Source organism: Bartonella sp. AD328YNZD (genome assembly GCF_042196425.1).
In genome coordinates this window covers 1-26,254 of record NZ_JBHIQG010000008.1, presented here as the reverse complement: position 1 = coordinate 26,254, position 26,254 = coordinate 1, and the positions used below count along the sequence as shown (strand labels likewise).

Below are 26,254 nucleotides of genomic sequence, written 5' to 3'. Positions count from 1 at the left end.
GATGATGGTACCATCCGGATTGGCAGAGATTTTGACCTTGATCCTATGGGACCTGCAATTGAAGGCGGCGTTGGCATCAATGCGCAACTGTCTCACAATTTCTCCCTTCATGGTGATGTAAGCTATCAACAAAAGCTTCGAAAAACCGGTATATCTGGTGCAAGCTTTTCAGGAGGAATACGTTATCAGTTTTAATACAAGGCTGTAAAAATAGCGTATTTCTTTTCTATGCATTAACAAAAAAGGCAGCACATCGTGTTGCCTTTTCGCTTTATAAATCCTAATAACACTACACTATCCCTCCTTAAGAGAGCCCTTGCTTTTTCTACTGCCTGTAAATCAACATCCACACCCAACGCCGCAGCATGTTTGAAACAAAGCTTGAGACGCATCAGTGCTGTATTAGCATCTCCAGCTTTTGTATGACAGATGGGAGCGAGGATATTGCGTATTTCTATTTGTGTAATCTCTGAAATAGGCAGACAGCCTAATTTGGGGAGAATATGGAGTTTTAAAGGTGAAAACCTGTTTCCATCTTTACCATCATTTTTTAATTCAGCTTTACGACTTTCAAAAGCATCTAAGGCAATGTTTTTTAAGTAATGGAGATTACGCATTGCCTCACGTTTTCGTTTCTCACGTTTTTTAATGGGATCATGACCATCACGAAGAACAGAACGCTATTGGGTTTGCCAATTCACGAGCTTGTTTTAAAGAGACATCTCTCAAAGCACCCAAGTCCATTTAGCGACAGCGCCCATGAATGGTATATGAATGGTATAACGGTAAATCCATTGAGTACCCCCATCTTTACGTTTGTGAAAGAGCAATCCGGCACCATCATTATATTTTCCAGCTCGTGGGTGTTGCTAAAGCCCTTGGCTCTTGAGACGATTCATAAGAGCCATTTTAGTCCTTTCTTATACATTTTTACCCACACGCCCAGCCCCGCTTGTGGTATGCAAGAGAATGGTTTTTCTTGATTTAAGACAAACAGGTTTAAAATGAGAGAATCTTACGTTATTCAGAACTCTAACTCAATGAAAGTAACGCTAAATTATCATTATAAATCAGCATATTATACCATTTTTATAAAGATAAAAGATAAGGTATTTTTATCTAGAATATGTCACAAAGTATGCTGCCTTTTCGTACATGAAATCCATTTTTTCCTGAAGTGTTTTCTTTTCTACTTAAATACGCTTTTCCTCCTCTTCACATGGATTGCGCAGCTATTCATCATCGAATTTTCCCATAAAGCTAAGCAAAGTGTATTTCTAGATAATATAAAGATAACAGCATTAAGAATAAATCTTAAAAAATAGAAGATTTCTTGACTTTTTCACTTATGGAAGTACAACAACTTTACCGTTCAATTATGCTCTTCTTTGAAGATAGATATGGTGCAAATATGCACCATGGAGCTGTCCAAGCAAAGATGATATTAGAAAAATGAAAAGTTAACCACTGCACATTTAAAACAGATAGGAAACCTACAGCCACTCTCATTTATTCCAAAGGATATAGAAAATGAAAAAAAACATACCGGATAAATAATCAATCATAGCTTATAATATAAGAGCATAACAGTGTTTTCATATGGCTACACTCTTCCCTTATGATATCTGGACAGCAAATATCTCTAAAACTTCTATAAAAATACTATTAAAGTTATGCTGTAAAAATGTTAATTGCCTCAACAATCATTTGTCAAAAATTTGCAAAAAATAATCAGAGAACTAACCGTTTGAACCACAAACATAGTTTGTGTGCTAATGATTTGATTTTTAACGACTTTTAACATATTGATAATCTTAAAATTAAATCAGACAGCCTCCCCAGTTAGTCCGGATAAGTAGGTATCTAACAAAAACTATTGTTAGGACCGTAGAAGACCATACCCCATCCTTATATGAGAAAGTGAACTTCCTTAAAAAACTTTGATATTGATGATACTAAACAGATTGGTATTCATTTTTACCTTAATCCGATAGATTCTGCCGTTAAAGGTGCGTTTAGCACAATACACAATTATCTCACAATTTAACTCTCTATATTGATGTAAACTATCAGAAAAAATTTTAAAAGACGTGTAGCCGAGACAAGTTTTTCTGATAGAATACGCTACCAATTTTAATATAAAAATTATAAAAAATAAGCATATTAATCCGTTTACTATTAACAAAAAAACGGACTGTATTTTTTTTATTTACAATCTATTATAGCAATAAAATAATTTCTTTCTTTACGATGTGTTGTCGCTATCTATAAAGATTTATTTACACTTCCATTGCTGGTTCTTCTAAACAAACAGTTTTGAGAAAATTAATGCATGAAAAGAAAATCTAACAACAAGCGCTTTATCTTTCATATACAAAATGCTCAAGAAAGCTAATTTTTTCATTTATAAAATGAAATCACTCAATAAAGTTCTTTTTATATCAATAAAAGATGTTTTAAATTGAATATTCAAAATATTGATTTATAATGATAATTTATCATTACTCATATTGAATTAAAATCTTGAATATCGTAATCTCTCTCATTTAAAACCTGTTCCATGTTGAACTAATCAAAATCATTCACTTGCACATTACAAGCAGAGCTGGCGTGTGAAGCAAAGTTATATAAGAAAAGCCTGAGAAGTCCTATAATGAACTGTCTCAAGTGCCAAGGGCTTATCACAAATATTGGGAGCTAGCAAAATGTGTGACGGGCTTGCTCTTTTATTAAGCGTAAAGGTATCGGCTTGCTCCTTCGTAAGCGTAAATATGATGGAACTCTACGGCTTTAGCGTTATAGCATTCATGAACACCGTCGCGAAATGGGCTGTGCTTCCTTAGAAAAATAGGCTTTGCTACCCTTAGCCTCCTTAAAGAAAGCCTGTGAATAGCCCCCCTCATCTCTTCTTCTTATAGCAGAAAAAATTTGCTGATCGTTTTGGTTAGTGCATCAAATAATACATCTCAACACTATAGAGCTTTTATAGCGATTATCTTTAATAGACAATTTTTAAATATCATACTTCATAGTGCTTTTAGCATAAGCTTAACCAAGCGAGGTTTTATGAAATCCACTTTTCTCAACTTTTTATGATCATGAAAAAAGTTTTTCTGAAGCAAAACTTCAAATCATAGAGAACACCATCAATATAATTCGTTTTGTTATTTACAATAAAAACATAATGATATAGAAACTGTCTGGGTACTTGCGCCATCAGGGGAATGAAGTAAGCATCAAAGCATACCAAATACTAAAGGCATATCTATGTGTAAGAAATATATTTATAAGAAAAATTTTTTGTTATGTACAATTGCTGGAACTTTGATTTTTTCTCATTTCGGTTCAACTTATGCAAATACATCGGCTCCTGAAACTCCTGGAATTTTTGGGAAGATTGAATTAAATAAGGGAGAAGAAAAGACTTTAAATAATGTTCTTGTCCGCGATAAAGGACCTGGAATATTAGCGCATGATAAAGCAGCTATCACAATTGTAAAATCAACAATACACACGGAAATGTCTGCACTTTCTGTATCAGCAGGTGGACGCATTCATGCTAAAGAAATTGAAGTCAATACAGTGTATAAAGGTTTAGAAACAAAGAATGGTATAATCGACGTCGAAGATTCAACCATAACCGTCCAACGAGGAGGTGCCGGTGGTATCGTTTTTTATGAAACAAAAGATTCTTCACTGAAAAGTGGAGAAAAAGTTGTCAATAAGATTGTTCTTAGCAATACAAAACTTCTTGTGAAAAACGGTACCGGTATTCTTGGTCCCTACTGCTCAAAAGCCGTTGCTGAAGTTCAACTTAAAGACTCAGAAATTCGATCTGACGTATTATTGAGAAATAAAACGAAACGTAAATATTATGATAACGATACTCTTCCTGTAACTTTAGCATTAACCGCTGATAATTCAACAATAGAGGGACGAGCAAGAACTTTAAAAGTCAATACAACGGTTTTGACTCTGAATAACAAGAGCAAATGGTACTTAAAGACCTCTCAAGAGGAAGTCGATACTGACTTTAATACGTTTAACTATGAGCTCAGTGATATTAAACAACGAACCCTTTCTACCGTTTCAGTACTGAATCTTAATAATAGTTCTATCATATTTAAGGTACCGCAAGGGCGGGAAAAAGATCATTATCATACCTTGTATGTAGGGCGAACAGCTGAGGTTCGTAGACCTGAGGGAAGTACAATCCCCGATATAGAAAGCACTTATAATACAGTTTACAATGCCACAGGCAATGCAAAAATTTATTTTAATATTGAATGGAGTGATGGTCTAGTAAAAGAACAGCAAAAAGCTGACCGCCTCCTTATTCATGGTGATGTATCAGGCAGCACAACAGTCCATATCAAGAACCTTGCGAAAGGTGAGATATTAAAAGCTGAAGATTCTGTTTCCTCGAATATGCGTGGTCTTTCAGTCATTCAAGTTTCTGGAAATGCAAATGAAGATTCCTTCAAACTTGCACACGGCTACACCACAATGGAGGGATTGCCCTATAAATATATACTCAAAGCCTATGGTCCAACATCCAGCCATGGGACAGCCGATAGCACACAAAGTCATTTTAGCGGAATATCACAAGAATCAAAAGAAAATACCCTCAAAGACTACACAATCTATACGATATCAGAATCAGGAAAAATGATTGAAGGCGTTTCACCAAAAGAGAAAGAAGCGCAAAATACCGGTTCATCATCCCTTGGACAAGCAAACAACGCACAAAACATTTTGGAAAAAAATCAAAATTTCTGGGATTTTCGCTTGCAAAATGCGACTCTCGATAATGAGGGAAAGATCAGAGCTCTCGTTCCTCAAGTGGCAAGCTATTTGTCCATGCCTAACGCACTATTCTCAGCTGGACTGGCTGATATAAACAATCAAAACACTTTACTCAACTCGATGCAGGAAAACACCTTTGAGACAAAAGATCATAAAAACAAAGGAATCTTATTCTCGACTTATGGAAATAAGATGACATTATCCTCTCACCGTACGCCATTACAATATGGCTATGGTGCCGATATTCACTATGCAGCTTTACAGGCAGGCATTACATTAGCAGCTCTAGAAGATCAAAACATGACCACCAATTTTGGTCTTTTAGGGACATATGGGAAATTAGCTTTCACCCCTAAAGACATGGAAGGTGCTGACAAGAGTACACTCAATAAATGGTCAATTGCTGCATATAGTGGGCTGCACCATAATAATGGGATATACATCCATGCACTCTTCTCTTATGGAATGCTCAAGGGAGATATCACCACAGCTCTCATAGGAAAGACTGCAGAATTGAAAAATGCTGATACATTCAGTGCATCAGCAACCATTGGACAAAAATTCGAAACCAGTAGGAACGGATTGGTCTTTGAACCACAAGCACAACTTGTTTATCAACGTCTCATGCTTGGCACACTCTCAGATGTCGATGGTTTTGATGTGGATATGGGAAATCCTTATCAATACTTAGTGCGTGTTGGTGGACGCTTAACGCAAACGAAGCTTTCTATTGAAAACGGCGATATTCTTTCTTTCTATGGTAAATTGAATATTGTTAAAGCTTTTTCTAACAATGGTACGATACAGATTGGTGAATCATTCCACCTTGATTCTATGGGAGCTGCCCTTGAAGGTGGACTTGGTGTAAATGCACAATTATCACAAAATATCGCACTTCATGCTGATGTTAACTATCAATATAAGCTTCAAAAAACAGGTATATCTGGAGCAAGCTTTTCAGGCGGAATACGCTATCAGTTTTAAGAAAAAGCAAAAAATAATTTATATTCTATTCATTTTAATAAAAGGCAGTACAAATGAGCTGCCTTTTTGATTTATAAAAATCAAATGTTTTTAATAAATTTTTTTGTATTTTAAAACACGTAATAAATAATTTTCTGTGTAAGAAAATCAATTAAAAGCTTTTTGTAAGCGCACAACAATAGCTTCTCCAAAAACTTTGTAGAGTTTTCATAACAACAGCCTTAAGCAACAAACATCCTTGCAAAATATTTTGTTTCTTAACACTTTTAAACGGAATACTTATCAATCTAGCTTTTCTACAATTCATAGTTGCTCACTGCAATTTCTATTTTAAAAACTCTTCTAAAATCATTTTTTAAACGATAAAGAACAGGACGCAATATTTCGTTTTGTTGTTTACAATAAAAACATAATGATATAGAAACTGTCTGGGTACTTGCGCCATCAGGGGAATGAAGTAAGCATCAAAGCATACCAAATACTAAAGGCATATCTATGTGTAAGAAATATATTTATAAGAAAAATTTTTTGTTATGTACAATTGCTGGAACTTTGATTTTTTCTCATTTCGGTTCAACTTATGCAAATACATCAGCTCCTACAATGGTTATGGCTCGTGCGGATAAAGCAGGAGAAGAAAAAACCTTTAATAACGTTTTTATCCGCAGCGCATATACAACAGTGGTTGCTGATGACAAAGCCTTTATCACCATTACAAATTCAACAATGCGTTCAGACTCAAATTTATTTACCGCAACAACAGGTGGACGTATTCATGCTAAAAAAACTGTAGGAAAATCAAATTCCCGTGGTTTAGAAATTTCAAACGGCATCATCCATATTGAAGATTCAATCATTAATGTTTCCGGACATCACAAAAGTCGTGGTATCCTTTTTGATTACATCCCAAGTTCCCAAGTAAAAGAGGGCGAAAAAGTTATCAATAAAGCAATTCTTACCAACACAAAACTTCTTGTTGAAAATGGTATTGGTATTTTAGGACCAGATTATGCAAAATCTGTTGCTGAGGTAGAACTTAAAAGTTCAGAAATTCGTTCTGATATATTATTAAAAAATAAAATCCCAGAAAACTCAAAAGATATCGATCCTCGCACTTTTATATTAAGCGCTGACAATTCGATTATAGAAGGACGAGCAAAGACTTTACCTCAAAATACAACGATTTTTACTCTTAACAATAACAGCAAGTGGTCCCTAAAGATTAGTCAATTTGAAGTAGACAAAGAATTTGACAGCTCTAAAGGATACTTGCTCACTGATATTAAACAACGTGCACAGTCTATTGTCTCAGTATTGAACCTTAATAATAGCTCTATTATATTTAATGCGCCGCATAAACTAGCAGACAATCAGTATCAGACCTTGCATGTGGGAAAACAGCCAATAGCTGAAGCTGCAAAAGCAGAGCAAAACAGAAGCTTCGATACAACAACGGTTTACAATGCATTGGGCAACGCAAGGATTTACTTTAATACCGAATGGAGTAATGGTCTTATAAAAGAACAACAAAAAACTGACCGTGTTCTCGTTCATGGTAATGTCTCAGGCACCACAACGATCTATTTCAACAATCTTTCAAAGCGTGCAGAACCATTCGATGATGATGAAGTTTCCATTCCTTTGAATGCGCGTGGTCTCTCACTTGTTCAGGTGTCTGGAAAAGCAGAGGAAGCCGCCTTCACGCTGGTAAATGGCTACACTACAATGGATGGATTACCCTATAAATATGTATTAAATGGCTATGGACCAACATCCAGCCGTGGGAGAGCTGACAAACAGCAAAGTCTTTTGCAAGAAAGTGAAGAGTTTTGGGATTTCCGTCTACAAAATGCGACTCTTGATGATGAAGGAAAAATCAAAGCTCTTGTTCCTCAAATGGCAAGCTATTTGGTTATGCATAATGCAGTATTCTCCTCTGGCTTGGCTGATATAAACAATCAAAATACACTGTTAGATAATATGCATTCAACAGTTTTTGGATTAGAAGGTCATAAACAAAAAGGGATATTTTTATCGACTTATGGCAACAAGATGACGTTATCTTCCAGCCGTAGTCCATTGGAATATGGTTATGGTGCTAATGTTCACTATGCTGCTATACAAGCAGGCATGACATTAACAACGTTAGAAAATCAAAATATAACCGCGAATCTTGGTCTTTTAGGCACATATGGAAAGCTCGCTTTTACGCCAAAGGACATGGAAGGTTCTGACAAAAGCATACTGGATAAATGGTCCTTTACGGCATATGGAAATCTCCACCATGACAATGGTCTCTATATTAATGCACTGTTCTCTTACGGCATTTTAAACGGACATATTACAACAGCCCTTATCGGCAACACCACAGAATTAAACAATACGGATACATTAAATATATCAGCTACCGTTGGACAAAAACTAGCAACTGGTGTTGAAGGGGTGTCCTTTGAACCACAAGTACAACTTATTTATCAACATATTGCCTTTGGCACTCTTTCAGATATTGATGGCTTCCAAGTTAATATAAAGACCCCTCATCAATGGTTGGTCCGTATTGGAGGTCGTTTAACAAAAACAATACTTCCTATTGAAAAAGATCGTGTTCTTTCTTTTTATGGTAAATTGAACGTCATTAAAGCTTTTGGTGAGAAAAATACAATTGATATTGTTGATTCTTTCCATCTTGATTCTATGGACTCTTCTCTTGAAGGTGGGCTTGGCATTAACGCGCAACTTTCTAAAAATATCGCACTTCATGCTGACGTTAATTACCAACATAAACTTCAAAAAGCTGGGTTCTCTGGAATTAATTTTTCCGGAGGAATGCGTTATCGCTTTTAAACAATTTTAGCTCTCTATTTTGACGCATAAGCAGCGCTGAGATGAAAACAGTGCTGCTTAACTACATTACAAAAAACCGTAATGTGTCAAAAAGTGGTTCATTTTTAGCAAAATAAAGAAAATATCTTAAGGAACATCTCTATGCATAAGAATCTTTTGTTATGTACAGCCGCTTGTGCTTTATTTTTTTCTTCTTTTAATTTCACATCTACCAGCACCGCCTCTGCTCTAAGCCCCCAGGAACGCCATGCCATTGATTTAATAAACACACCAACACAAGCAGAAAAAAATCTTGAAAAGATAGCCTCTGGCGCCATGATGGAGGATAATTCGCACTTCAATCAAGCACTTGATGCCAATAACCAACGACGTGTTAATGCTGCGCGCCAAGAATGGATGAGCCAAGACAATCGTAATTGGTCTGAACTGCAAAATAAAGCAGAAATATTACATAAAGCAGTACAATTGGATAGTGCTTTACAAGGACAAAACAAGGAACTTTCCAATACTTTACGCAAAGCAGTATTAGAAACTTTGAACAACGATGGAATAACCAACGTGAAGAAAAAAGAAGAACCAACCCCTCCTGCATCTGAAGAGAATAAACAACCTCTTATTGACTCCAGCACAAGACAAAGACGCGCTAGTGATAAATTACCACCCGCTCACGTTGCTGCCCAACACAAGGACAATTCATTCACAAGAACAGATCATGGAATGAGACAGCCTAAAATAAATGAAAATTCGCAATCTGATATTGATCCCCAAACAAACACCACTTCCTCGGAATCAAAAACGACTCTTAATACATCAGAAAAAGCGCATATGAAATTGCTCCCAAAGGTTGAGAATACCGCTACCGCTGCGACAGAGAGCTCCTCTAAACTTACAGATGATGATAAAGCAACCGCAGCTTCTACTTCTCTTGATGGAACAGAAAAAAGTACAACTCTTACACCACAAGGAGAAAGTTCTTTAACCATGCCTATTGCGATGTTTGCTGTTGGGTTTAGTGATGTCAACAATCAAAATATCTTGTTAGACAATATGCAAATAACAATGTTTGAACCCAAAGATCATCCAGAGAGAGGCGTTTTCTTATCCTCTTATGGCAATAAAAGCACCTTTTCTTCTAAGGTTCAAGCAAAACAAGATGGTATCCAAGCAGATATTCGCTATGCTGCATTGCAAGCAGGAGCAACACTAATAGCGCTAAAAGATCAAAATATCAGCAGCAACTTTGGTCTTTTCGGAACATATGGGAAACTGTCTTTTACTCCTAAAAACAAGGAGAGCTTTCAAAAAAATATGTTTGATAAATGGTCACTCACCGCATATGGAAATATTCAGCATGACAGTGGCATCTATGCAAGTGCCTTTCTCTCTTACGGAATTTTCAAAGAAAATCACGCTACAACTCTCATCAAACATACCTCAAAAGTGAAGAATAGTAAAACATTAGGAGCCGCTGCAACTGTTGGTCAAAAACTGTCAACCAGTTTGGAAGGTGTAATCCTAGAACCGCAAGCACAACTTGTTTATCAACGTCTCATGCTTGGTTCTTTATCAGATAGGAGCTCTTTCTCAGATGACGATAACTCTAAAATAGACATAAGTAATCCTTATCAATGGCTGCTCCGTATTGGCGGACGTTTAACGCAAAACAAAGGACATGCTGTTTCTTTCTACGGCAAACTGAACATGATCAAAACTTTTAGTAAAAATTTTCAGCTTGCAGCTATGGGATCTTTAATCGAAGGTGGTTTTGGTATTCACACACACTTATCACAAAATATTCAGCTTCATAGTGATCTCAGCTATCAACATAAATTCAAAAAAGCTGGCATCTCTGCAATAAATATTTCCGCTGGAATGCGCTATCACTTTTAAAAATACTTGTATTCCTTATCTTGAAATATGAAGAGATCTTATTATGTTTCGTTTTGTCTCTTACAAAAGAGACATAATGAGGTCAAAGTTTTACTTTTTATGAGAGAGGGGGAAATATTTTAGGAATACATCCATATGAAAAAAAGCTTCTTACTATACACAGTTTCCGGAGTTCTGTTTTATTCTTCCAACAGTTTGTCTTATGCTACTCATGCTATGACTCCAACGATAGATCTCTCTTCTCCCCCGACAACATCTGACTCCAAAAGAACGATCATCCCCCCTCATCCTACCGGAAATGAACCTACAAAGTCTACTCCTACAAGCACTGTCGTTCCTCACATGCAACTTGGAGAAAAATTAAGGAGATATACACGCTCTTCATATGGAGAAACGACAAATTCTTCAACACACCCCCAATCATCTGAACACCCTACAAAGCCTAAAACCTCGACAGACTCTTCTGAACCTGGAACAATTACACAACCTGAAACACCCCCTAAAAACACAGAAACGTCTAAGGCTTCTTCTCAAAATTCTAAAGGAAAAACGACATTCCCAAATGTAACCATTGAAAATACAACTTCTTCCTCAAAACAAAAGCATAGGCATGCTCGAGAAAGTATACAAACATCAAAAACTAAAACGACAGAAAGTTTACAGTCTAGCCTTACAGCCACACAAAGCGATATTACACAATCACCATCGACAGAAATAGCTCCAACGAGAGAAGAAACTGCAACAACAAAGATAGTTTTAACAAAAGGAACAGCTTCAACAACAGGAATGGAAGCAAAATCGAGAAGGCGTTCAGGAGCCACCACCTCTTCTACAGATTCTTCCAGCGAAAAGACGCCTCCAAATTCTGCTGTCTCTTCACAATCAGAAGCGACACAATCTGCACCCAATTTACAACCAACACCTGCAAACTCTGAATCTACAAGAGCGGAATCTACAAAACCAGCAACAAAGCTATCACCAACGTCTAAAGAACCAGAACTCACACAGCCAACATCATCACGATCACCAGAATCTGTACGACCAACGCCCACACAACCCACATCTGCCCAAAAGGTATCTGGAAACTCTGAATCTACAGAGGCGGGCATTACAAGACCAACAGCAGAACAATCACCAGTGCCTAAAGAGTCAGAACGCATACAGCAAACATCTTTAAGAATAGAAACTGGAAAACCAGCATTGCAGGTACCACCAAAATCTGTAAAACCAGCGCCAGTGCAATCTTCATCTGCACAAAAAATGTATGAAAAACCAGAGATTGAAAAACCAATATCACCGATAAAACAATATGAAAAGTCTACACAAATTGAGGATATAAGCACTGGAGTTGAAGCTAAAAACGGTAAGACCATAACGTTACATAACAAAAAAATTCAAGACAATAGTTTTGCTGTACATGCAGAGGGAAATAATTCAAAAGTCAACATGATAGGGGGAACAGTTGATGCGCGTTTTGTTGCACTAAGCGTATCAGATGGTGGAGAAATTGATGCTACAGGCATTACTGCAACAGCAGAAACAGCTGCTTTGGTAAACATGGAGGGCACAATAAAACTTAAGGATTCAAGCGTACATGTCACGGGAAATTATGAAGCAGACGGTATTATTTTCCGCAACAATCCGTATAATGCCCCTAGAAAACGATATACACGCAATGCTAAAAAGAACACCAATGCCGTTCAAGAACAAGATGTAGCCAATATTGCTGATAAAGTAACCCTAGAGAATACAAAGCTTTTCGTTGAACATGGTAGCGGTATCAACCTTTATGGAACAGGCGTAAACGGAGAAGTCAACCTTAAAAATTCAGAAGTTCATGCCGATATTTTATTAAAAAATATCAAGAACGAAAGTGCCTCCACAAACACCATTACATTAGTTGCAGACCACTCTTCTTTAGAAGGTCGGGTAAGAACTTCTGAAGATAATAGAACAGTTTTTGATCTAAAAGAGAGGACGAAATGGCTTTTAAAGGCGAATAAAAATGTCACAAATAATGATAATATTTTAAATGACTATAGACAGTTTGGTGTTGATGAAAAATCATACTCTAATCTTTCTGAATTGCACCTTACAAACAGTGTCATTATGTTTGACAAGCCAGTGGAGGGACATTATCAAACTCTGTTTATAGGACCTAATCTTTCGCAAGAAGACGAAACAACTCACACAGCAGCGGTTTATAGTACAGCGGGTCTTGCAGAGATTTATGTAAACACTCAATGGGATAAACATTCTCCTATCACGGAACAACAAACTGATCGCGTTGTGATTAATGGCGATGTCTCAGGGAGTACTGTTGTTCACATCAATCTCCAAACCGATAGCTCTGCTATTTGGGAAGAACGCATGGCGTCACTTCCTTTAGGGACACATGGGATTTCAATCATTCAAGTTTCCGGACAAGCAAATGAAAATTCCTTCACGTTAGCAGAAAACTATACGACAATAGGTGAACAACCTTATAAATATGTACTCACAGGCTATAAACCAGGAACATCTCATGAGAGCCAAAATCTTTTTGGCAAAAATAATCATGATTTTTGGGATTTCCGCTTACAGAATGCCTACATTGATAAAGACAAAAAAGTTCGAGCCCTTTTACCACAGGTAGCAAACTATTTAACCATATCTAATACTTTATTTTCTGCTGGATTTACTGATGTAAACAATCAAAACACGTTGTTAGACAATATGCGCACAACAGTATTTGGGGCAAAAGACAATAAAAAGAATGGTATCTTTTTCTCTTCCTACGGCGAGAAGGTCACCCTATCTTCCAACCGCGATCCACTGCACTATGGTTATGGTGCTGATATAAACTATACTGCCTTACAATTAGGAGGCATATTAGCCGCCTTAGAAAGCAAAGACATAAGCGCATATTTTGGTCTTTTAGGAACGTACGGAAAGCTTGCCTTTACGCCAAAAGAGATGCAAGATTCTGAAAAGACAACGCTTGATAAATGGTCACTTACCGCTTATAGCGGCATCCAGCATAGCAATGGTATATATGTCAACGCTCTTCTTTCTTACGGAACCTTAAAAGGAAATATTACCACAGCTCTTGTTGGGAATGCCGCAAAATTAGATGGTACCGAGATGCTTAATATATCTGCAACCATTGGTCAGAAATTAGCAACCGATACAAAAGGGCTGGTCTTTGAACCACAAGCTCAATTCATTTATCAAAATCTCATATTTGATATTTTCTCAGATACCAATGGCTTAAAAGTAGACATGGGCAATCCACATCAATGGTTGATCCGTTTTGGTGGACGTTTAACAAAAACGATAATGGCTGTTGAAGAAAACAAGGCTGTTTCCTTCTATGGTAAAATGAATGTTATCAGAACTTTTGGCGATGGTAAAACAATAAAAATTGCTGATACCTTTCATGTTGATCCTACCGGCTCTTCAGTTGAGGGAGGCATGGGGGTGAATGCATATCTTTCTCAAAATATCGTACTAAACGCCGATATCAGCTATCGGCAAAAACTGCAAAAAGCCGGTGTATCTGGCACCAATTTTTCTGGCGGGATACGTTATCGTTTCTAAAGCAGAAGTTAATTTTAACTTAAATAAAAGGGCAGCACAAAGTGCTGCTTTTTTATTTAAATTTATACATTTTTTAATTCTCAAAAATCATTATCACATCAAAGAAGATTTTGACTTATAATATTTCTTTTGCGTATTGAATAAAAAACTGAATACCATAACAATCTCTCATCAAAATACCCCACGCATAAAATTTTTATGTCTTATATTATGACCACACCTCAAGCGATAATGTTTTTATAGCACAACAGAATAAGCATTCATGCGGATTTTAAAAAAGTCAGCACCTTCTTCGCTGTAGACGCTCCATTTATTTTAGATGATGTGCATTTAATATACCTGTTATAAAGACTAGTATCTGGTATAAATTCTTAAAGGCATGTTTTTCCTCTAAAATCTCAATGCTACAGCAGCTCCATTATAAGACAAGATATTGATTTATAAAGACAATTAATTGTTTTCCATGTTAAATGAGAATCCAGAATATCGTTAGATTCTTTCATTTTAGACCTGTTCCATGTTGAAGCAACAAAAACCATATTTCTTACAAGTGACAAGAGGGAAGAGCCATGGGGATAAAAAACTATTAAGAAAAGATTAAAAATGCCTCTAATGAACTATCTCAAGTGCCAAGGGCTGTAGCAACATTGGGATCAAACAAAAAATATGACAATATCAACTTGCTCTTTTATTAAGCATAAAGATGGTCGCGCCCTATAGATTTTATATTATTTCCATGGGAACTTTCTTATTATACCATTCACAAGCACCGTTGCATCAAAGATGTCGTTGCACTGCCCCACAAACACCATCACGAAATAGACTTGAGAGCTTAGATATCTCTTTAAAACAAGGCCGTGAATTAGGAATAACAAATCCATTCTATTTTGAGTATTTTGTTGAGTATGAAAGCCATCCCCCCAGTAAAAAACACAATAAAAAAAGCGTGAAACAATGTGTAATCTTCATTATTTAACAGATAGTGCTTTAGATACTTTTGAAAGACATAAGCTAAATTAAAGGACAGTGGTACAAAGGGAAGCTGATTTCTACCCTCTTTATTCTTTCCCAATAAGATCACCTCCCCATTTCAAATATTACGCCAACAAAGGTATCGCACTATATTCACTCAAATCTGGATGCTCTCTCCAATCTGGTATACAAAAACTAAAAACAGCAGAAGAGAATATTAAACCGCTTTAATTTTTGTCTCAAACATATAGATTTAAGCAACTAACCGCTTCATATCACCACACTTCAAAGGACAATACTTCATGAAGCTTAGGCAATATTCATCACATACTCTTCATCATTCATGCTTTTTGCTGACTTGGTGGTTATAGCAGAGTGAACGCACCCGATCCCATCACGAACTCGGCCGTGAAACGCTCCAGCGCTGATAATATTTTACCTTAAGGCAAGGGAGAGTAAGTCGCCGCCAGATCTGCTAAATGCATGCAAAAGACCAATGTATAAACCTTACATTACCACAGCCCCAAGGAAGCTGTTTTTAAGGCATCACAGGCTGGTCTAAATATTCTCTTGATCGCCTCTCCCCCTAAACTAAAAAATGAAGCTCCCTATTAACTCAGTCTGCAAACAATGCTCTGTAAATAATCCGCCTTCTCTGAGTTCTCTTCCAGCCAGCTTCTCACCGCATGCGGTTCACATCACGATACCTTTAAAAATACTGTTTTAAGAACAGCGTTTTACAGTACATCAGGATAATAATTTAAATACCAAAATGCGCTTAAAACAAGTCTACTCACTAAACGCACTATTTATCCAAATCAACTGCCCCACCTAATCATTGTCATTAGTTAGAACAGCCCGTATTAATCAGATTTGAATTTATTCCTCTATTTCTTTTGCACGTCCAGATAGTTGTATAGCTTTAGAAAGATCATTAACGGCATTTAAATGTGTTTGAAGTAATTCACTATTACGCTGTAATTTTTCTTGTAAATCAGACAACAAACTTTCAACCTCATGCTCAATATCTTGATTCATGTAGCGCTTCACATCACTCATGGATTTATTAAGATCACGCAAACCACGTATTTTACGCAAATTTATTTCTTCGTAATCTGGAACACCACTGCTCTCTAGCATATTGCTTTCATAATCAACAACTTGAGCTAATCCTTTAACAGCAGCAACAAATTTTGTCATCGCCCAATCACGATCAATAAGGTTGTTATCAAGAACTTTTGCTTTTGCCGCAAAACTATCATCACCATATTGCACTACAGACATTTTTACTTCCCCTTCAACACTATTGTTCAATCTTACTTTCAAATGAGGGAGATTAAACAGGTTCTCTTCAATGCTGATACACTCAACCAAGCTCGTAATCGAACATTGCTACAACAGCACGACAATCCTTCAAAGTGTATACCACTTCAACTTTTAACGCGTTCTCTCAAATATTTTTTCTTTGCTCCAAAACCATCATTGTGGCTATACTAATCCATCAAAACGCTATAAACTCAAACCTTACAGCAATATCGAAACTTCCATATTTGCTCTGTCTATTTCGCCTTGCCGATTTTATCACGAGCTCATCTTCAATAGAAAATAACAATGCTTTCACGAGAACTTCAGCCACAAAAATATCTGCCGACAAAAAACCGCAGTCTATCTTGCAGCATATAAAGACTTAAGCCCATCAAAAATTTCAGCATTTTACTGATAGAAGCACTTTACCCTCCATAACCTCATGGCTCTCTCTGCACTTAAACCTGTACACCTTCTGGCACCCCATAAGATGGCGCCCGACAAGATCAGTTTGCACCCATTCAAAAGGACACCCCCCTCTCCCATACTCTTTCTGCACACATGCAGTATTTTGCATAAAACACAAAAAGAATGCTCTTTTGAACAGATCAGCCATACAGCAATATAAAAAAAGACACCTTAAAATAGCTAAACAGCCATCAATCTTCCTTTTTTAAATTATCATTCGCTTTTCTTTGCAATAAACGACTATATAAGATTTTTTGAACCTTTTCAAGAGTTTCTTAGCCAATCAGTTCGATACGTCTTCAATCGCATATTCACGCGCTTGTTTTAAAGAAATATCTCTTAAGTGCACCCAAGCCTATTTAGCACCGCGGCCCATGAATGCATGAATGGTACAATGATAAATCTTCCATGACATGTATAAAATCCATTGAGCACTTTCCATCTTTACGCTTAATAAAAGAAGCAAGCCAGCACCATCACATATTTTTCTAACCCCTTATGTTCTGATACCCTTGGCACTTGAGACGGTTCATAAAGCGTGGCCTTTCTTGTATAATTTCTCTGCGCATGGGCGCTCCCTGCTTGTAACTGCAAAAGACATGGTTTTGGTTAATTCACCACGAAACAGATTTGGAATGAAAAAAATTCCAGTATTCAGGGATCTAATTCAAGTTGAATAACGATAGATTATCATTATAAATCAAAACATTATACAATTAATAATGCTTAACGCTCCCCCCATTGATATTTTCAGAATTTTCACAGCATCTTCCTATAGATTATTTCATTCCATAACACATTTTTCTCTTAATATCGCGACTTTACATGCGCTACTGGTATAAAAACAGAGAAACAATCATTTTATAATCAAGGTACAATTTTTGTTACGATCTTTCTCTCGTTTAACCTTTTAAATGCGGCTCTTCTTTTTCATAATCATCACATTTCAAATCTATTCCATGTTGAATAAATTAAAATCACTTGCTTGCACATCACAAACAACGCCTTGATGTGTTGATAAAATACGCTGAAAGAAAAATGCCTCTTATGAACCTTAGCAAATGCCCAGAACTATAATAAACATTGGAAGCAAGCATACGATAATTGCGACTTGCTCTTTTATAAGTATAAAGATGATAGCATTCTATAAATTTTTATATTATTCAAATTTTATATTATTTCACGAGAGCTTTACTGTTATACTATTCACATTTACCGTTATACCATTTACGAGTGTCATCGTAAAATGTCTGTCGTGTGCGTTGAGAGATGTTTCTTTAAAACAAGTACATAAATATGCAATACAAATATACGAATATACAACATAAGTATATTTCGTTTGGAGCGTTCTTTACTTTTGTGCAAAATATGCCCCATTAGAGCAGCATTAACCAATCTAGCTATGAGATAAACGATCAGAAAACATTTTTGTCTTCCGCCGCTCACCTTAAAAAACCAAGATCTTAACTCAATCGGCTCTGTACGCAGTCCGAATTTTTGTCAAACGCTCTTCTCTTGACTTTCCCCTCATCTGATTCACTTAAACGAAAATCTCAACAAATAAACCTACGAATATTCATCGTACACTAAAAAATACTTAAACGTTCCAAGAAAACTTATATGTCTTATATTACCGTTATAAATGACAGTGCTTTATAGCATAACAGAATAAAAAAGTTTCCAGAAACACAAAACTTACAAAATCAATCAATAGTCCTTTTAAAACTTTCTTTTTTAGTATTCACAATACTCCAACTCCTTAAGCTTTTATAAAAAAAGGAACGATTTTAAGCTTGCCGAATATGTTGTATCAGAATATATTACAGATTGTAACATATTGTTATTCATAAAATCACCTCAAAAAGAACAGAAAGAGGTTTTTATGGCTGATCTCGTAAAAGCCGCTATGCTTTATTCAACCTTGATTATCACCATCAATGCTTTTGTTGTTATTTTAATTCTCGTAATAGAAATATACTAATACTCTCTTGGCTTTTTATAATCTGTGCAAATGAGCATCTTAATTTCACATAAGAGCAAAGCAAAATTTTAATTCTACAGATAAACCACACACCCAACTTCAAACATCGCTTGCAACTATTTGAGGGTAAACTCTGCTTTTTGTATGCATTTTTAACCATCATTGTCCGTCTTTTCACGCTATCTTGAATCTCAACTTCATTCCCAGCTTAAAAAACGAAATTTTCTACCAGATCCGATCTGTAAATAATTTGTCTCCTTATTGAGTAAGTTCCTTTTTCTTCCCCCCTTCAGGGCATATCACAATCCTAAAGGATAATATTTCATGAAGCTTATGATAAATCCATTGAACACCATCTTTACCCTTATGAGAAAATAAACCAGCAGCATCAAACACTTTTCCAGCCCCAAATGTTGCAACAACCTTTAGCACTTGAGATCGTTTATAAGAGGCATTTTTACTTCTTTCTCCAACAGTTTTTATCTACACGGCTCTCCATGCTTGTACCATGCAAGAAGATGGTTTTAATTAATTCAACCGAGAACAGATTTGGAATAAGAGAAGCTTACGTTATTCGAGATCCTTATTTAACATAATAATAATTAAGTTATTTTATAAATCAAAGTGTTATTTATAAAAACATTTATCACACACTCAAGAACAAAAAACACCTCATACGTAAAGTTTTATATGAGCTCCACTGCTCAACATGATAATATAACGACACAATTAAGATAAAAAAATAATAAGGAAAGACCTTGCAAACTCAGAAAAGAGAGGAGAAAAATGAAAAGATGTGGAGAGCGCTCAATTCCTCACACATCCGGCAAAACCGTCCTAGCAAAACAGCCTCACAACTTAACTAATGTTATAATATTCTCAAATCAAAAGCAATTTTTTTAAAATAGTTTGAGAAAAACATTTGAGTATGAAACGATAATAATTCCATTCAGAATGTTTTTCTCTTTATTAAAACAGAGAAAAGTAATTTCCAAACAAATGTTTCCTCCGAATTTTTCCGAAATTAGCCGCAACGCTTAAAGACGATCTTAGTGTTATGAAACATTTATTTGTGATAAACGCAAAAAAACACCCCAAAGATAAATTTAATCTCATATTTTAAATACATGTAACCAAAACATTAAAAAATTAGCAGTAACACGTAACAACTCATTGGGAGGCAATACTATCTACAATTGAAAGCACTTTTGGGCTTAACAATGACAGTATAGCATCCGTTTATACAAAGAGTACTAAGCGTAAAAGACTAATTCTTGAAGCCATAAAAAGACTCTCTAAAAGTTAGAGATAGCCTAAAAACGCAATAGAATCAATAACTAAACAATTCTTTATTTATTAAACTGTATGTTTTTAATTAATGCCAAACATAAGTTCCATATATGCTTGTCTGGCATGTTGGCAATTTTTAGATTTCTCCATAGAAGATTGATCCAGCTTTTCACATTTTTTTGCCCACTCTTCGAGTAATGTTTTATCTTTCTTAAATTCCGCTACGCTGTAGTTTTTTTCACAACCAGCAACGACAAGTCCAGTACAAACCAGCAATGCTGTAATAATAACTTTATTCATAAATAAATTCCCCTTTTTTCAAATTTACAAAGTTTAGGACACAATTTAGGGCCTTAAAAAAAGTTCTATATATGCTTGTCGAAGGTTTTTACAATTTTGAGAGGATTTGAGCGGTGAATCATCCTTCTCACATTTCTTTGCCCATTCCTCGTATAATTTTTCATTTGTTTTAAATTCTTTTACACTATAAGTTTTTTCACAACCAGTAACAGCAAGTCCAGTACAAAGGAGCAATGCTGTAATAATGACTTTATTCATGATTTAATTCCCTTCTTTTTTATCTTCAGTTTTTTCTTGGTCGTCCTTTCCAGAGCCGAAAATTCCCCATTTTTTACGAGTTTCTAATTCAGCTTGTTCTGCGTTTTTACAATTTTTTGAATCAAAACTTCCTGCAATAAAACATTTCTCTAACCACTGATTGAGTAATTTGGGATCTTTCTTAAACTCTGCTACGCTATAAGTTTTTTCACAACCAGCAACGACAAATCCCACGCAAAGCAGTAGCGCTGTTATAATGATCTTGTTCATGATTTAACCCCTCTCTTTGTTTTATATTTTATTAACAATATCTTTGGGTTCACATCCCCTCCTATATTGTGACCTTGCGTCTAACTTTCCTTTGCAAATACGTACACTTCCAACGCAAACATATTAAATCATGAAAACTGCTTTCATTTATCAGACTTGCATTTGTAACATTATCTGCACGGCTGCTCTTTGTATTTGAAGTGTTAAAACTTCAGCAAAAATTCTGATATCTTGACATTCTCAAAAAGCTTTTTAATCATTTCTTTTCCTTCAAGAACCTCTTGGTAACGAGAAACAGTACGAATATCTTACCCAAAATTCGTTATGCCTATACCCATTGCAAATTCCCTGCAAACGAAAGAATACACCTTTTAATCAACTAATTGCGCTCTTATCATTTCTAAACCACCGGAAAAGAAAGCTTTAAGTCCCCCCCTGCACTTTTTAAAAGCCAATAGAAATGCTAAAAAAGCAATCTTATACATTTCCAATTGAAGAAAAAAGCCTATTGCCTTGTATATCATTACGAATGGCATTAACTATTTAAGACTATAAAATCATATAAATGTAAGAAATATTGTCTATAGTATACTCAATGACTTCTTTTGTTTATTAGGAAATAATTATAGCGCGTCAATATCAGTAAATTTTACTTATTTTTATTCCCCCCCCCTTTATAAACATGAATATAATTTAATAAAATGGATTGCTGCATAACAGAAAAAAATAATCAACGCTACTCTTAATTACATTATTACATTATTACATTATTTACCCATGTATTAAGTAAAATAAACAAAAATAACCTGATGTTTAAAATCATTATCAAGATAATTTTTATGGAAGAATAAACTTATCTATTCATCTAGAGATATAAGATAACAAGTAGTATGATGATTATCACATTTATAGGGAAAAGTTTGAAATGGAGAATTTTTCGCAAACACATAGCTCTTTCATAAGATGATACAGAACCTTATGAAAAACAACTTAAATGAAGCAACCATCGTGAAAAAGGAAGAGCGCTTTTATTATTAACTTCGTATAAAAACAATCGATATCATCTCTAGAAAAAGCACTCAAACCAACGAAATTATCGTATCATTTTTTACACTTTTCCGTATTTTTGTGAAAGCAATTCGCGGACCTCATCAGCTATTTTAGTTCCACGACTTGCACAACTGACCTTAATCAACCGATGCAAACTTTCTGGTATATCAATCGTAAGGCGCTTCATCCCTCCATTCATGCTCCCTTTGTGGCGTCCTACCCATGCATCCGCTGTTAAAGGAATTGATTTATTCGTTGGTTTTGTGCCGATTTTAATTTTTTTATTCATCGCGCTAACTCCTTGATTTCCGCTGCAACCGCTTCAATCTCTGCTGCTGCTGGTCCTTGCTCATCAACTTCATAAACCGCCTTCCCCTGTGCTGCTGCTTCTGCAAAAATCACGCGCTGCGCAACGCTAGAAGAAAGAACATGCACGTGGTATATGCCAAGAGCTTCGTTCACATCACGCCCTATCGCTGTATTGACGATTTTACGATTAATGACAAAAGCAGATTTAAGATTTTCTTTATAAACACGTGCTTCATCAATCAGCTTTACAATTCCATCCGCTGCCCAAATATCATAGGGACTAGGCAAAACAGGGATAAGCACCAAATCCGAAGCCATAAGAGCACTACGAGCAAGATCAGTTACACGCGGAGGGCCATCGATAATAATATGATCATAACCATGCCCAATCTGTGTAATCTCTTTGTGAACCGTTGCACGCGGTAAACCAATAACCGAAAACAAAGGTGCATCTTCACGTGCAGCAGCCCAATCCAATGCGCTTCCCTGTGGATCAACATCAATAAGCAATACACGTGCACCAGTACGTGCAAAACTGGCGGCAAGATTAACACTCAACGTCGTTTTTCCGACACCTCCCTTTTGATTCAAAAGTCCAATGATCATCCATTACGCCTTTCAGTATTATCGTTTTTACGATAATACTGAAAATAACAAAAGAAGCAAGCATTCAACACATGAAAAACAACTACTTCTCCCATTTTTAGGATAAAAACGACACCACCCAATTTTATCTTTATAATATTCTTTTAACTTTTAGCATTGAGCGAAATATTATAAAAATAATATTCTTGAGGATAAGAAAAATTTAAACACGAAACACGCTCTTCTTCCCCACCCTAAAACAAAGATTTTTAAATCCATGTCGATCTGTAAACAATGCTCTGTAAATGATCCAGCTTCTTATTTTGCGCCGGCCTTTTGGGCTTCTCCTTTCATGCAATCCACTTAATGCAACTCTACAAACAAGCTCCACTCTGAATATACAACAAACTATAAGGAGAATTCATTGTTTCGCACGTTGAATGAGAGAGCCGAAATCAGGAAGATTCTCTCATTTCATACCTCTTATATTAAATTAATCAAAATCATATCTCTTGTACGTACAAGCAGGGCTGGCGTGTGAGTAAAACTGTACAAGAAAGGATTTAAAATGCTTCTTATGCAGAATCTCAAGTACCAAGAACTATTACAATATTGGGGGTTGGCAAATATAACAATGGTACCGACTTCCTTCTTCATAAGCGTAAAGAGAGTGGTGATCCGTGAATTTTATACTCTTTGACGCTCGACAGAGTAAAATGGGCTTAAGAGAAATAAGGATACCTCTAGCAAGCGTGTAAACAAACAACACAATGAAATGTCTATGCTGAGTAAACACTATAGATTATCCATAAAGACCAAACATCCGTCTTTTATAAGATCGCATAACGAACATGTTGCGGAATGAGATATTTTGCATCTTAAAGCTCGTTTTTCCCAAATAGATCTTCTCGACAAAAAGAATATTTTTGTTAAGATGCCACTGAAAAACTTACCTTCATTATCTTCTTTCTATATAACAGACCAGAGGGTATCGTGAAGATCGTGCAATTGGGAATAAACAAAAATGAATTTACAACAAATTGAACCTGATATTTTTATCAGTGCACAAATTAGCATAGAAAATATCAAAGCATTGGCACAAGCTGGTTTTAAAACAATTATCTGTAACCGCCCCGATCACGAAGAGCTCCATCAACCTGACTTTTCTAGCATTAAAACGGTCGCAAATGAATATGGCATAAAAGCCTATCACATTCCCATTTCTCCTCCAACTATAGAAAAATCAGCTGTTGAAGCCATGCAAACAATTTTAAAAACAGCCTCTCTGCCTCTTCTTGCCTATTGTCATCACGGATCACGCTCGCTGCATCTTTATCGTTTAGCGCATCTTTAAACAGAGGGTATGCACACTTCCTCCTCGCCTTAAAAGACAAAAATTCTTAAATACACATCGATTTTTAACAAACAATCTGTCAATAATCTTTGTCTTGCGCCTTTCCCTTGGCTTGCCTCTTCATAAAACTCTACAAGCAAGCTTTGCTCCTTAATATACAACAAGCATGCACACCCGAAGCCATAAAAATGCATATGATGATCAAATAAAATTATTTTCACCTCACTTTTTATCACTGCTCCACCTTCTTTTTCTCTTCCTTTACCAATACGAGCTCATTCGTACGCCACAGACACCTAAAACGACAGTAAAACCACTAAGAAAAACCCATATTCCGAATAAAAGGCATGCAGAGTATTTTATAAAAAAACCGTAAGCCATAATCTATGATTAACTACAACATATTGATTTATAACAATTAATTATTTTGCACATTGAGTAAAAAATCCTAATACCGTAAGATTCTCTCAAGTCTATTTATAGTGAATCAATCAAAAGCGTGTTTCTTACATGTCACAAGCAGGAAGTGTTCATGTGAAATAAAACGAGTTAAGAACAAACTCTCATAAACGCTCTCAAATAGCCAAGGCTGTACAAAACTGAAAGCTTGTCAATATAACTGATGGTGTCGGATTCTCTTTTATTAGGCATAAAGAATGATAGCGCTCAACGAAACTTGCATGATACCATTCATGAGAGCCATCATGAAAATGAATATGAGAAGCGTTGAGAGATATTTCTTTAAAAGAAGCGCATAAATTAGTAAAACAAGGACATTCCAGCATTTTATTTTACCTGTGGGATCTGATATCCTATTCAAAGAACAACAAAAGCCTGAAGCTGTTATTTTCATGATTTAAGAGATATTGCTCTGGACACTTTTGAAAGTAGCAAAGCCAAATTTAAAAAAGACAGTCATCTGGACTGATTTTCCCTTGATAACTTCATATTTTTTTCCAATAAGGCTGTAAACCGATTTCAGAGATTACGCAAATGGATAATGCAATAGGGCTCTCCTCATCTAGCATACAAAAGCTGTAACAGTAGAAAGAGCATTAAAGCGCCTTAATTTTTATCTCAAACATATTGCTGCATTGGGGATCGCTAAAGAAAAAGTTTTATGAGAAAAATAATACGATAAAGTCATGAATAGACCGAACATAGACTGGAAAGATGTTCTAACTTTTATCCAATACTTCTACCAAAAAACAACAAAACATTATTGGCTTTGTGTTTTCATATCCTTACAAGACTGTCTTTCCTTTGCATTATAGGCCTTACCTTTGTGAAGGACAAAGGAAATATATGGATAGTTCTTAGCTTGAGAATCTAAAAGATTGACATATTACGACAACAAAATTGTACCTTTATCCATCAAAAGCATTAGAAATTTTGAAACAAATATACCTGCTTTCTCGCAATGATTTCTTTTATCTGCAATCAATCGCAGTCTCCTTAATATGTATTCCCCATCACAACATATGAGAGAAACGAGACTTAAAGCCTTTCTCATCGGCTTCATTCTCATTGACGCGATTGGTTAACACGAAAGCCGCTGCTCACCACTGATCTACTTTACGAGACTCGACAAACAAACCTTTTTTAAAAATATTCATCACATAATACAAAATATCACACGTGTAAGGTCACACGAACCAACTCTCATCATAAACGATGATAAGACATAAATGACATAATAAAACAAATTAGAAAAAAGAAACTTTTAAAATAAAAAAGTCATCAATTAAATTTTATCAAACTATAAGCTTAAAATAGCAAGAAATTTTAAAAACAGCCTTTCTCCCTTTTCTCGTCTATTATTGCTAAATAGGCTGAATGCTTATTATTTACTGCATCTTTTATGATGCAGTTTTAACGGATCAGAAAGAAACAAGTAGTAAAATTTTGAATGACAACAAAAACCATAAAGTTAACTTTGAAAAAAATGATGCCAAAATCAGATCTTCAGATATTCGATTCTCCCTCTCAACAACGGAAAAAACATATAT

Annotated in this window: 14 protein-coding genes, 1 rRNA gene and 1 pseudogene; 7 read left to right on the top strand and 9 right to left on the bottom strand. The window is 35.7% G+C overall.

Annotated features, from left to right (window positions below; all coding sequences use genetic code 11):
- On the top strand, positions 1–195 hold a 195-nt coding region (locus ACFIO3_RS01060), incomplete at its 5' end, for an autotransporter outer membrane beta-barrel domain-containing protein (RefSeq protein WP_375607277.1).
- Positions 196–305: 110 nt separating this feature from the next.
- On the opposite strand, the pseudogene ACFIO3_RS01055 reads toward ACFIO3_RS01060, so the two are convergent.
- Positions 306–908, bottom strand: a pseudogene (locus ACFIO3_RS01055) (integrase arm-type DNA-binding domain-containing protein); the annotation flags it as partial.
- 2,359 nt (positions 909–3,267) lie between these two features.
- Here ACFIO3_RS01055 and ACFIO3_RS01050 point away from each other — a divergent pair.
- The 5 genes from ACFIO3_RS01050 to rrf all read left to right on the top strand — a co-directional run bounded on the left by ACFIO3_RS01050 (position 3,268) and on the right by rrf (position 15,547).
- Positions 3,268–5,790, top strand: coding sequence for an autotransporter outer membrane beta-barrel domain-containing protein (locus ACFIO3_RS01050; RefSeq protein WP_375607276.1), 2,523 nt, complete (start codon positions 3,268–3,270; stop codon positions 5,788–5,790).
- Positions 5,791–6,285: 495 nt separating this feature from the next.
- Positions 6,286–8,634: an autotransporter outer membrane beta-barrel domain-containing protein gene (locus ACFIO3_RS01045; protein ID WP_375615242.1), complete on the top strand. Its 2,349-nt coding sequence runs from the start codon at positions 6,286–6,288 to the stop codon at positions 8,632–8,634.
- A gap of 141 nt (positions 8,635–8,775) precedes the next feature.
- Positions 8,776–10,524, top strand: a complete 1,749-nt coding sequence (locus tag ACFIO3_RS01040) for an autotransporter outer membrane beta-barrel domain-containing protein (RefSeq protein WP_375704029.1) — start codon at positions 8,776–8,778, stop codon at positions 10,522–10,524.
- 135 nt (positions 10,525–10,659) lie between these two features.
- Positions 10,660–14,103, top strand: coding sequence for an autotransporter outer membrane beta-barrel domain-containing protein (locus ACFIO3_RS01035; RefSeq protein WP_375704028.1), 3,444 nt, complete (start codon positions 10,660–10,662; stop codon positions 14,101–14,103).
- A 1,329-nt stretch (positions 14,104–15,432) separates the two neighbouring features.
- A 5S ribosomal RNA gene (gene rrf / locus ACFIO3_RS01030) occupies positions 15,433–15,547 on the top strand.
- A gap of 407 nt (positions 15,548–15,954) precedes the next feature.
- Here rrf and ACFIO3_RS01025 read toward each other — a convergent pair.
- The 7 genes from ACFIO3_RS01025 to parA all read right to left on the bottom strand — a co-directional run bounded on the left by ACFIO3_RS01025 (position 15,955) and on the right by parA (position 22,912).
- The gene (locus tag ACFIO3_RS01025; RefSeq protein WP_375607272.1) at positions 15,955–16,359 is read right to left on the bottom strand and encodes a flagellar protein FlgN; all 405 of its coding nucleotides are present in this window, start codon (positions 16,357–16,359) and stop codon (positions 15,955–15,957) included.
- 2,728 nt (positions 16,360–19,087) lie between these two features.
- Entirely contained in the window at positions 19,088–19,261 is a 174-nt protein-coding gene (locus ACFIO3_RS01020; RefSeq protein WP_375704027.1) for a hypothetical protein, read from the bottom strand.
- Positions 19,262–20,200: 939 nt separating this feature from the next.
- Positions 20,201–20,419, bottom strand: a complete 219-nt coding sequence (locus ACFIO3_RS01015; RefSeq protein ID WP_375614687.1) for an EexN family lipoprotein — start codon at positions 20,417–20,419, stop codon at positions 20,201–20,203.
- Between the two features lie 45 nt (positions 20,420–20,464).
- Positions 20,465–20,677: an EexN family lipoprotein gene (locus ACFIO3_RS01010; RefSeq protein WP_375614688.1), complete on the bottom strand. Its 213-nt coding sequence runs from the start codon at positions 20,675–20,677 to the stop codon at positions 20,465–20,467.
- Between the two features lie 3 nt (positions 20,678–20,680).
- Positions 20,681–20,947 (bottom strand): EexN family lipoprotein, encoded by a 267-nt coding sequence (locus ACFIO3_RS01005; RefSeq protein ID WP_375607268.1) that lies wholly within the window; start codon positions 20,945–20,947, stop codon positions 20,681–20,683.
- A gap of 1,108 nt (positions 20,948–22,055) precedes the next feature.
- Positions 22,056–22,286, bottom strand: coding sequence for a hypothetical protein (locus ACFIO3_RS01000; RefSeq protein WP_375615248.1), 231 nt, complete (start codon positions 22,284–22,286; stop codon positions 22,056–22,058).
- Positions 22,283–22,912 (bottom strand): ParA family partition ATPase, encoded by a 630-nt coding sequence (gene parA / locus ACFIO3_RS00995; protein WP_375607266.1) that lies wholly within the window; start codon positions 22,910–22,912, stop codon positions 22,283–22,285. Before parA ends, ACFIO3_RS01000 begins: the two co-directional genes overlap by 4 nt.
- A 1,003-nt stretch (positions 22,913–23,915) precedes the next feature.
- Here parA and ACFIO3_RS00990 point away from each other — a divergent pair.
- Positions 23,916–24,245: a TIGR01244 family sulfur transferase gene (locus ACFIO3_RS00990; protein WP_375607265.1), complete on the top strand. Its 330-nt coding sequence runs from the start codon at positions 23,916–23,918 to the stop codon at positions 24,243–24,245.
- Positions 24,246–24,274: 29 nt separating this feature from the next.
- On the opposite strand, the gene ACFIO3_RS00985 is transcribed toward ACFIO3_RS00990, so the two are convergent.
- Complete coding sequence (locus ACFIO3_RS00985; RefSeq protein ID WP_375615249.1) at positions 24,275–24,481, bottom strand: hypothetical protein; 207 nt, start codon at positions 24,479–24,481, stop codon at positions 24,275–24,277.
- Between the last annotated feature and the right edge of the window lie 1,773 nt (positions 24,482–26,254).